Genomic DNA, 9,753 nt, shown 5'->3' with positions numbered 1-9,753 from the left:
CTACACCTTTCATCGAATCTTCGTATCTCATATTACTCACCTACTCTTCCTCAACACCCAGTGACGGTTTAAATCTTTTATCCTTTGCCTGCGGCACCACGATCTCATAAAAATAAAATCCCAGATACCCAAGTGCCTGCTTCTTCATTTTATAAAAAGAAGTCCTGCCTATTCCTAACTCCTGCTGTACTTCCACATCTGTCTTATTATAATGACTGCAAAAACAAGAATGAAGGATCTCACTGAGCATCACACCATTCGGTGCATAAAACTTCACCAGTGTCATTCCACGATAGATCATATCTGACAAGCCGTAAATGATCATCAGGTTATTCATTTCCCGGTGCATCTTTGGCACATTCAGCTGATTGTTATAAATACTCAGATAACTCAACGCATATGCCATATCTTCATTGATCTTCTCCTGACACTCCATATCCAGTTCTTCCAATACAACTGGTTTTCTAAAATCAGTTTCTGGTAGCTTGTCATCAGTTCTTTAATATCAGTATAATGTCTTTCGATCGTTACTTCCAGATAATTCTGTGCATGGTTTGCCATCTGGAAGGTAATTTCTTTCATTGATTTAATTGCATAATCTCTATCTGTCATCAGTTTCAAAATCTCCTTATCATCATCACACTAACTGGCGGTCTTTCAGACCAGTTCGCTTTCCCCATGATTTTGATGGGAAGCAATTACTTACTACAATTTGCAGAAGCGGATATCCAAAAGGCATTGTGGGAGCTGCCTTTGCTGACCGGAATCCATCTTCTTATGTAAAACCTGCAGGAATATAAAGGGAAAGTGACTATCCCTGCCGGTTAATAATCCATATAATATCGTCTATACCTATCTCTCCTTATGCTGTTTTTCTCTCCATAAACCATTTATCCACTTCATAGAATAAATGGCTTTCCTGTCCCTGTATCATACAGGTGTACATCATTCCTACACCGCCTGCCTTTCTGCTGGCGCATCGCTCGATTTTCAAAATTCTGTCGATGTTATATTTTCTTCCATCCTCCCATGTAAAAAATATGGGAACCAGTTGTCCGTCTTTCCGGAACTCTGCCACTACATCTACATATACTTTATTCATGCCGACACCTCACTATAAAATCTCGATTGCTCTTGGCGATGCCGGAATCCTTCGGATATATCCATTTAGCTCCAACTGCTTGATTCTGGAAAATGCTGATGATGTTGATTTCACCCCGATCAATTTTCCAAATTCCCGTATTGTCGGTGGATATCCATGTTCATTGGTATATCGTAAAATACACTGATAACTTTCTTCCTGTTTTCTGGTTAATGCTTTTTTCAAATCTATCCCTCCAATTACCCATGAAAATAACTGTGTGGATGGATCGTGTGCGTACCAGCGTCTAAGTGGGATAAGACTTTATCCTGATACATTGCCGCTCGCTGTATACTGAAATAACCAAACCGTCGTCTGATCTCATCTACAGTACGATCCAGCTTCTCTAACTTTTCCTTTTTCTCCTGATTTCCAAATAAATCCAACTGCACGGGAATATCATCTAACACAAGATCCGCAGCTCGGATTCCCAGGCTTCTAATGGGATGTTCCCATTTGTAATTATCTTTAAATAGCTGAAATGCTGCAGTTACAATCTCGTTTGTAATATTCGTTGGCTGTCGTAAATGTATCTGTCTGGAAAAACTATACAATCCATTATCTCGAACTGTAATTTCTACTGTTTTGCATTTAAATCCATGTTTCCGCAATCGTGCAGCTACACTTTCTGCCAATGCTATTTGAATGATCCAGACATCCAGATCATTTTCCAGATCTCTCGGTGTTGTAGTGCTATTACCTATCGACTTTACTGGTGCTTCATATCCTTCCTTGCAAACCGGATCTTCATCCCAGCCATTTGCGAAAGCCCATAATACATTTCCTATTTTTCCAAAATGACTCTCTAACAACTTTTCGTCTGATTCCGCAAGTTGCCCGATTGTCCGGATTCCAAGTTTTTGCAATTTCTTATTCGTCTGTCTTCCGACATAAAGCAAATCTGACGCTGGAAGCTGCCATATCCTGTCTTTATAATTTTCTCGATTAAGCTCTGTGATTGCATCCGGCTTTTTATAATCCGAGCCAAGTTTCGCATAAATCTTATTCCAGGAAATTCCAATACTCACTGTTACTCCAAGTTCGTATTTAATCCGATGGCTGATTTCTCTCGCAATTGTCATTCCTCTTCCTTTCAGATTTCCACTGCCTGATACATCCAGCCAGGCTTCATCAATTCCATATGGCTCAATTTTGTCTGTATACTCTGAATAGATTTCTCTTGCCATTTGTGAAAATCGCAAATATAAATCCATCCGTGGCGGTACAAAAATAATTTCCGGGCAAACCTGTTTCGCCTGCCATAATGCCATTCCGGTTTTTACTCCTTTTTTCTTGGCAATATAATTTGCTGTCAGTACAATTCCATGCCGGGCTTCCGGATCGCCACCTACTGCCAGAGGCATTCCGGCAAATTCCGGATGATGTAGCATTTCTACACTGGCGTAAAAACAGTTCATATCACTATGCAGGATCACACGCTCATTCAAACTTTTCACCTCCCAGCTGTTTCCTTCAACATAATGTCTTATCAATTTCTGTATGTTTAGTATATATCGACATTCCGGAGATAGTCAAGTGACATCTTGGTTGTATTTTCTCCATTTCGGAGATTATTCTTGATTTTATTTCTAACATACGGTATAATGCATATAGAAAATTCAAATAGAAATGAGGCGAACAAATGCGTAATTTCGGGGAAATATTAGCAGAAAATAGAAAAAAGAAAGGATACTCTCAATCAGATCTGGTAGACCTGCTTTCTCAAGAAGGTATTCAGGTCACTACAAAAGCAATCTCCAAATGGGAGACCAATGCACGAGAACCAGCTTTACATGTTTTCCTGACACTTTGCCAGTTACTTGATATCGAAGATATATATGAATCCTTCTTTGGAGAAAACCCATATAACATTATGAGTGGATTGAATGAAGAAGGCAGAAATAAATTGATTGAATTTGCTGATATTTTGAAAGCTTCTAAAAAGTTTTCTCCACTGTCTGCAAAGATTATCCCATTCCATCATCCTGTAGAAATTACCTGGGAACCAGTTTCTGCTGGTACTGGAAATTACCTGGAGGATTCTGTAAAAGAAACCTATGACGTAGGACACCTTGCTCCTGAGCAGACTGACTTTGGTGTACGGATTTCCGGTGACAGTATGGAGCCACTTTATCATACAGGCGATGTTGCATGGATTCAGAAAAAAGATTCTCTTGCTAATGGTGAAATTGGAATCTTCTATCTCAACGGCAATACTTACATCAAGGAATTACACGATGAGCCAGATGGTGTTTATCTGATCTCTTTAAATCAAAAATATCGTCCTATCCAGGTTTTGGAATCTGACTCTTTTAAGATTTTTGGAAAAGTAATCGGGAAATGCAAAGGTGCAGAAATTCCGGGATTCCATTAAATTTCAACAGCAGGTTCATGATCCTGCTGATAACAATAAGCAAAGGAAGTGATTGAATGGCAATCAATAATACACTAAAAGATATTCGTGAAGAACGGAATCTCATTCAAGCAGATTTGGCTGAAGCCATAGGTTCCTGCAGCCAGACGATAGGCCGCATCGAACGTGGAGAACGTAATCCCTCTCTTGAGATTGCAATCCGGCTGGCACATTACCTGAAAGTGCCTGTAGAAGATATTTTTCAAGTTGAAGACTGAAGCACAACATCCAGAAAACCGAGGAGTAAAATCCCCGGTTTTCCTTTTGCTCAAAAATCAGTGTATTCCTTTTACGAAGTCCGCTGCGTTTTTCATATCTTCTTCATTCGGATGGCCTTTAGCAATACCTCCAACCAGTTTAAATGGTCCGAATGTGTCATACCCTTTACAGCCAAATTTTCCAACCACACTGGCATGTTTTTTATCCAAAATCTGCTCTATGGATTTATAATTCGCACTCCCACCATAAGTACAGATCAGAAATATCTTTTTGTCGTCCGGTAGATTCTTCTCTGCAAATTCCAATATCGACTGATGAAACTTTGAAAAATAGATTCCTGATGCAAACCCAATCATATCATAACTGCTCAGATCTGCATCTGGCTGTTTCACAGCATCAATCAAATCCATCTGACATTCTTCTGCAATCCTCTTTACTAATTTTTCTGTATTTCCATGATGCACAGATGCGTATACTATCGCTGTTCTCATTTTTCTTCCTTTCTGTCTGCTCCGTCAATCAGGTCATAGCTCATATCCAAAAAGTCCAATGTCTTCGCTTCACTGACTGAACCATCCAGTAAAATCGTGATCCAGTGCTGTTTATTCATATGGTATCCTGGTAAAAATCCATAAGTCTGAATAATCATGCTGGTCATTTCTGGATCGCACTTTACGTCCATGATGGCAACCAGATCATTTCCCTCTAATCCCAACTTAGATTTCTCAACTGTCATGAATACTGCATACCATTTTCCATTTTTATGACGAAGTACAACACTGTCTGGCGATTTACTCCATAAATATTCTGGAACTGTACCGTACTGTTTCTGCACGTATTCAAAGATTTCTTCCGTCTTCACAATCTTTTCAACTCCTGATTCTTCTGATATCCTGCCCATAATCATACCACATTTTCGTATCCCGTACTACCTGCCAAATTCTTTTGCATTTTCCCGGTTCTCCTGACTTTAACTAATAGAGGGGTAAAACAGCAGCAAGGACAGGAAGTGAGGATACACTTCCGGAAAATCCCAATTTAGGGTACCCTGCCCTGAATTGAAAAACGCTGAAAGCAACGATACTACTGCCCTCTCAGAAAGGAGAAACTGCTAATGGCTGAAAGAAAAAGAAACAAAGAAATTCATTTTTATGTCACAGAAGAAGAACGAAAGCTAATCCGCAGGAAGATGATAGAATCAAAAACCAAGAACATGGGAGCTTATCTGCGTAAGATGGCAATCGACGGCTACATCGTCAACACAGATACAACTCCTCTGAAGAAACAGTATGAGGAAATGCACAAGATTGGCATAAATATCAACCAGATTGCAAAAAAGGTAAATACCACCGGAGATCTATATCCGGAAGAAATGCAAGAATTGAAAGAGATGGTGAAAGAACTATGGCATATATTAAGATCTTCCCCATTAAAGTAACAGACAAGAAAGCTCTGGACTATATCACGAATCCAGACAAGACTGATGAAAAACTGCTGGTTTCCAGTTTTGGCTGTTCCCCGGAAACTGCTGATCTCGAATTTTCCATGACTAGAGAAATGGCAAAAAAGAATGGAATGGACAAAGGTGATAACCTGGCATTTCATCTGATCCAGTCATTTAAACCTGGAGAAGTTGATGCCGAAACTGCCCATCGCTTAGGACAGCAATTTGCAGCCGAAGTACTGAAAGGAAAATATGAATACGTGATCAGTACCCATGTTGATAAAAAGCACATTCATAACCATATCATCTTCAACGCTGCAAGCTTTGTTGATCATCACAAGTATGTTTCCAATAAGCGGAGCTACCATAAACTCTGCAGAATCAGTAATCGTATCTGCCTGGAAAATGGACTTGCCACCAGTATGCCAACCGGAGAAAAAGGAAAAAGCTATAAAGAGAACATGGAATATCATCGTGGCACCAGTTGGAAAGCCAAGCTACGTGTTGCAGTTGATAAAGCAATCTGGACTTCCATCAACTATGAGGAATTTCTACAAAAAATGCAGTTAGCTGGATATGAAGTCCGGCAGGGAAAGCATCTTTCTTTCCGTGCACCGGAACAAAAAAATTTCACTTATATGAAATCTCTGGGAAGTTATTATACGGAAGAAAACGTCCGCATCCGCTTAGCTAAAAATCGTAGCAAAGTGAAAACTCCAAAACATCTGTCCAGAGAAGCTCGCCTGTATATCAATATCTCCACGTATGTAACGACTGGCAATCGAGAAGGATTTGAACATTGGGCAAAACTCAATAATCTAAAAGAGGCAGCCCGCACCTTCAACTATCTTTCAGAAAATAACCTACTGAATTATGAGGATTTCAGGCAGCATGTTTCTGATGTTGATGCTTCTGTTAAAGCGGCTGATCAGAGAATAGCACACATCACCAGTGAGCTAAGCACGCAGAAAGTCATTCAGAAACACTGTGATTCTTACCGGCTCTGCCGTAAAGTGATAGAAGATTGCAAATCTGCAAAAAATCCAAAAGAATACCGTTCCAAGCATCTGGCAGAATACCAACTCCACGATTCACTAAAAAAAGAGCTTCAGGATCTCGGTGTTACCAAAATCCCTAGCTCTGAAAAAATCCAGAAGCGGATTGAAAATCTTGAATCTGAACAAGCTGCTACCGTCCGGGAAAAACAGAAATTACAGAAAAAGCAGAAAACACTGGATATCATTCAGCAAAATTTCTCTGTGCTGCTCGATGCTCCTGAAATCAATTCAGACTTACTTCCGGCAAAACGGGAACCTGTTTCTGTCACAAGAGATAAATAAGATTGCACTGACAACTCAATTATTCTCTTCCAAATCTTCCCAAGGTTTCAGACCCATTTCCTCCCAGGTGACACCATACGGTGCACCTCCGGAGGTATAACCGGCAATAACGAAAAATCTGTCATCTTGCAAGATTTCTTCTTTAGCCAGATTATCTCTTGTTTCTTGTTTCCGTCTTGCTCGCCTCTGCTGCTTCTTTTGTTTCGCAACAGCTGCTTTTTCTTCCGGCGTTTTCTTATGTTTTTTTGCCATAAGTGTTTCTATTATAATTCCATTCTGAATGTCTCTCAGGATACGTTCTTCATAACTCTTTTCACGCTTTTCAACAATTTTATAAAATTCTTCATATTCCGTTTTAGGAGCAAGCGATTGAACTGCCGTAAACAAACTTTTGCATATATCATTCATTTCAGTAGCATCCGGCATTCGCTGATTCTCAAGATAAAACTTCAAGTGCATTTTGTATGTTTTATCTGCTATTGCACTCTTCTGTTTTTATTTTAAGTCTTTATAGCTTCTGTCGTTCCTCTGCATCTACAATTCCTCATCTGCCTTCTTTCTCCCGTGCCATCAAAAGCATTTTTTCAAAAGACTGAGCGAATCTTTCATCATCTTCCTCCGTCCGCTTCTTCGGTCCCTTGACATGACATTTACGGGAACTTCTTCTGGCTTTTTTACTCAGGTGACGTTCCATTAGCATCTGATCAATATTATCATCCGTGTACCATTTACCTGATTGATGAATAGCATAAGCACCTTTTCCCAATGCCATTGCAGCCACACCATAGTCCTGTGATACGACAATATCTCCTTTATGGCAGATACTAATCAGTTTATAATCTACTGCATCTGCTCCTGCACCGACAACAACAACTTTACTATAAGTCGATGACAGAACATGGTTTGTATCACACAACAACATTACCGGAACACTATTATCTTTTGCAATCTTTTCAATGATCGCAACCACTGGGCAGGCATCTGCATCAACAAATATTTGCATCTTTCTATTTCTCCTCTGAACCATTATAAGAATAAGCTCTGCTGTTCGTATTCTGCCTCTCGTTTTAGCTGAACCGGTACCTGATGCAGAATTTGCTCCATTTTCCTGTCATCGAACCAATCTTTCAGCTGTCCTTTTTCCAATATCAGCGGCATACGATCATGTACTTTTATCATAGATTCATTGGCTGCTGTAGTCATAATCACAAATCGTCGTTCATTCTCAAACCAATCACAGAAGCCAGCCATATACAATACTGGTGCATCATATCTGGAAAATGTATTTTTCTCTTTTAACCGATTCCATTCATAGAACCCACTTGCCGGTATCAAAATGCGGTGATAGAGGATTCCATTTCGAAAAGAAGGTTTGTCCATAACAGATTCTGCTCTTGCATTTATAACCAGATTCTTTCCTTGTGACAATGGATATCCCCACTTGCAAACATCCAGTTTCAATCCATGTTCTGATTTTTCAATGATCGGTGCTACATTGGTTGGAAAGATATCTCCTGCAAAATGTTCCTGCCGGATCCGTTGGTCTATATCATGCACTACTTTTTCGATTTCATCTGCCATATCAGAATCAATATAATATCTACCACACATAATACTTCCTTCACTTATAGATTCTATTTCATCAAATATACATCATTTATTTCTAGGCACTTTAAACTCAGTTAATCTATAATTTTGAATCCACCCCATACATTCTTCACCATCTTCATTCTCCCAAATTATCTGTCGCCACTTTTTATATTTATCTATAAATCAAAATATAGTTTTTGACTATCTCTTTATAAGTTCTCATAAGCCGGTATAGCCTGTATTTACAGGCTTTCCGGCATTTTTCAAATCGGAAGAAGCTCTTATATATTCTCATTTCCCCTCATGTTTTCGCGTCCAAAAGTAGTAAATCAAGTAGTAAAACCTCTATCTACTACTAAGCAATCAGCCGTTCCATTTCTGCCATTGCACTATCAGAGGTAGCATGGGCGTAATAGTTCAGCGTCATGTTGATGTTGGAATGTCCCATGATATACTGCAATGCTTTCGGGTTCATTCCGGCGTTTGCTAAATTGGTACAGAACGTATGGCGTAGGGTATGGGGCGTTGTCACTTTCGGTAAGGCTTCCTCATGGCTTTTGTTGTACTTCTTCACAAGCCCCCGGAACATGGTTTCAAAGTTGACTGCTACTTTCGGTAGCCCGTTCCGGTTAAGGAATAAAAATCTGCTGTAACCGCCGACAATAAAATTGTCTGCCCGTCCCCTGTCATTCAGCACACGCTTGAACGCTTCATAGACTTTGGTACTCATTGGAATTTGTCTGATACCGCTTTTTGTCTTTGGCGTTTCAACATGATACCCAACTCCCGATACTTTCAAAAGCTGGTGGTCTACGTTGATTAGCTTATGCTCAAAGTCAATATCGCTTTCAGTCAGTCCGCAGAGTTCAGAAATGCGAAGCCCTGTTCCTAACAGTATGATAATCTCGTCGTAATACTTCTGATAGACTTTATCACTCTGCACAAAGGACAGGAAAGACGCTTCCTGTGTTGGGGATAGAGGTACCTTTGGTTCGGTGTTATCTTCTAAAACGGTGTTCAACTGGAAGTCAAAGGGATTTTTCCTAATGCAATCGTCCTGTATGGCTGTGTAAAAGGCAGCTTTCAGAGAACGCTTGTGATTGTTGATTGTCTTGAATGAATAGCCCTTATCTTTCATGCGTAAAGCCCATTCTTTCGCGTCGGACAGCTTCACGCTCTCAATGCTGCAAGCTCCAAGACTATCTTCTTCCAAAATCCTCATAAGCTGCTTGCGCCCCTGTTTTGTGCCATGCCGTACATTTGCCCGGTGCCTTATCTGCTTTGCGTAGAGTTGGCAGACAGTCATTTTCTTTCCCAACGTGTCAATCCCGTCGTCAAGGTCTTTCTGTATCTCTTTTTCCTTTTCCCGAAGCGAAATATCTTCACGTTTTCCCGCCGGGGTCTTGTCGGTAGGTACTAACTTCCAAGCGTAAACAAATTGCGGGTTCCCAAAGGTATCTATATATTTGTAAGCATATCTTCCGTCTTTTCTCTGGCTCTCTCCTGTGCGTAAAATGCGGTTCCTGTTATCTCGTCTTTTCTCCGACATTGTTCGTCATGCTCCTTTCCATGACGGAAAGAGCCTTGATATGCTTGTATCTATTAT

15 protein-coding genes are annotated in these 9,753 nt (G+C 40.1%); 4 read left to right on the top strand and 11 right to left on the bottom strand.

Features of this window, described 5'->3' with window-relative positions; genetic code table 11:
• Window positions 1–40: 40 nt before the first annotated feature.
• The 5 genes from G5B12_RS15505 to dinB form a co-directional block, all read right to left on the bottom strand.
• The gene (locus G5B12_RS15505; RefSeq protein ID WP_015524973.1) at window positions 41–436 is read right to left on the bottom strand and encodes a hypothetical protein; all 396 of its coding nucleotides are present in this window, start codon (window positions 434–436) and stop codon (window positions 41–43) included.
• The gene (locus G5B12_RS17665; RefSeq protein WP_244096121.1) at window positions 391–612 is read right to left on the bottom strand and encodes a hypothetical protein; all 222 of its coding nucleotides are present in this window, start codon (window positions 610–612) and stop codon (window positions 391–393) included. Before G5B12_RS17665 ends, G5B12_RS15505 begins: the two co-directional genes overlap by 46 nt.
• A gap of 250 nt (window positions 613–862) precedes the next feature.
• Window positions 863–1,102 carry a hypothetical protein gene (locus G5B12_RS15500; RefSeq protein WP_055180584.1) on the bottom strand — a complete coding sequence of 80 codons (240 nt, stop codon included), beginning with the start codon at window positions 1,100–1,102 and terminating at the stop codon, window positions 863–865.
• Window positions 1,103–1,114: 12 nt separating this feature from the next.
• Entirely contained in the window at window positions 1,115–1,327 is a 213-nt protein-coding gene (locus G5B12_RS15495) for a DNA-binding protein (RefSeq protein ID WP_024720752.1), read from the bottom strand.
• A gap of 14 nt (window positions 1,328–1,341) precedes the next feature.
• Entirely contained in the window at window positions 1,342–2,589 is a 1,248-nt protein-coding gene (dinB, locus tag G5B12_RS15490) for a DNA polymerase IV (protein WP_117649055.1), read from the bottom strand.
• Window positions 2,590–2,783: 194 nt separating this feature from the next.
• On the opposite strand from dinB, the gene G5B12_RS15485 reads away from it, so the two are divergent.
• Together G5B12_RS15485 and G5B12_RS15480 are read left to right on the top strand one after the other, a co-directional pair.
• A complete protein-coding gene (locus G5B12_RS15485) occupies window positions 2,784–3,515 on the top strand; it encodes an XRE family transcriptional regulator (protein ID WP_117649057.1) in 732 nt (243 codons plus the stop codon).
• A gap of 56 nt (window positions 3,516–3,571) precedes the next feature.
• Window positions 3,572–3,772, top strand: coding sequence for a helix-turn-helix transcriptional regulator (locus tag G5B12_RS15480; RefSeq protein WP_005344265.1), 201 nt, complete (start codon window positions 3,572–3,574; stop codon window positions 3,770–3,772).
• Window positions 3,773–3,829: 57 nt separating this feature from the next.
• On the opposite strand, the gene G5B12_RS15475 is transcribed toward G5B12_RS15480, so the two are convergent.
• Together G5B12_RS15475 and G5B12_RS15470 are read right to left on the bottom strand one after the other, a co-directional pair.
• Window positions 3,830–4,264, bottom strand: coding sequence for a flavodoxin family protein (locus G5B12_RS15475; protein WP_117649061.1), 435 nt, complete (start codon window positions 4,262–4,264; stop codon window positions 3,830–3,832).
• Window positions 4,261–4,635, bottom strand: a complete 375-nt coding sequence (locus tag G5B12_RS15470) for an MmcQ/YjbR family DNA-binding protein (protein WP_117539102.1) — start codon at window positions 4,633–4,635, stop codon at window positions 4,261–4,263. The genes G5B12_RS15475 and G5B12_RS15470 overlap by 4 nt, the downstream gene beginning before the upstream one ends.
• 252 nt (window positions 4,636–4,887) lie before the next feature.
• Between G5B12_RS15470 and G5B12_RS15465 the strand changes: the two genes are divergently transcribed.
• A complete protein-coding gene (locus G5B12_RS15465) occupies window positions 4,888–5,211 on the top strand; it encodes a MobC family plasmid mobilization relaxosome protein (protein ID WP_012744273.1) in 324 nt (107 codons plus the stop codon).
• Entirely contained in the window at window positions 5,178–6,557 is a 1,380-nt protein-coding gene (locus G5B12_RS15460; protein ID WP_015514505.1) for a relaxase/mobilization nuclease domain-containing protein, read from the top strand. The genes G5B12_RS15465 and G5B12_RS15460 overlap by 34 nt, the downstream gene beginning before the upstream one ends.
• A 15-nt stretch (window positions 6,558–6,572) precedes the next feature.
• Here G5B12_RS15460 and G5B12_RS17660 read toward each other — a convergent pair whose 3' ends face one another.
• The 4 genes from G5B12_RS17660 to G5B12_RS15440 all read right to left on the bottom strand — a co-directional run bounded on the left by G5B12_RS17660 (window position 6,573) and on the right by G5B12_RS15440 (window position 9,696).
• Entirely contained in the window at window positions 6,573–6,983 is a 411-nt protein-coding gene (locus G5B12_RS17660; RefSeq protein WP_226841039.1) for a hypothetical protein, read from the bottom strand.
• 118 nt (window positions 6,984–7,101) lie between these two features.
• Entirely contained in the window at window positions 7,102–7,560 is a 459-nt protein-coding gene (locus tag G5B12_RS15450) for a YaiI/YqxD family protein (protein ID WP_015514506.1), read from the bottom strand.
• Window positions 7,561–7,583: 23 nt separating this feature from the next.
• Window positions 7,584–8,168, bottom strand: coding sequence for an SOS response-associated peptidase (locus G5B12_RS15445; protein ID WP_012744277.1), 585 nt, complete (start codon window positions 8,166–8,168; stop codon window positions 7,584–7,586).
• A 334-nt stretch (window positions 8,169–8,502) separates the two neighbouring features.
• Window positions 8,503–9,696 carry a site-specific integrase gene (locus G5B12_RS15440; protein WP_002590585.1) on the bottom strand — a complete coding sequence of 398 codons (1,194 nt, stop codon included), beginning with the start codon at window positions 9,694–9,696 and terminating at the stop codon, window positions 8,503–8,505.
• Window positions 9,697–9,753: the final 57 nt, after the last annotated feature.

The organism is Blautia sp. MSK.20.85 (genome assembly GCF_013317245.1).
GTDB lineage: Bacteria > Bacillota > Clostridia > Lachnospirales > Lachnospiraceae > Blautia_A.
This window is presented reverse-complemented; position numbering and strand designations above follow the sequence as displayed.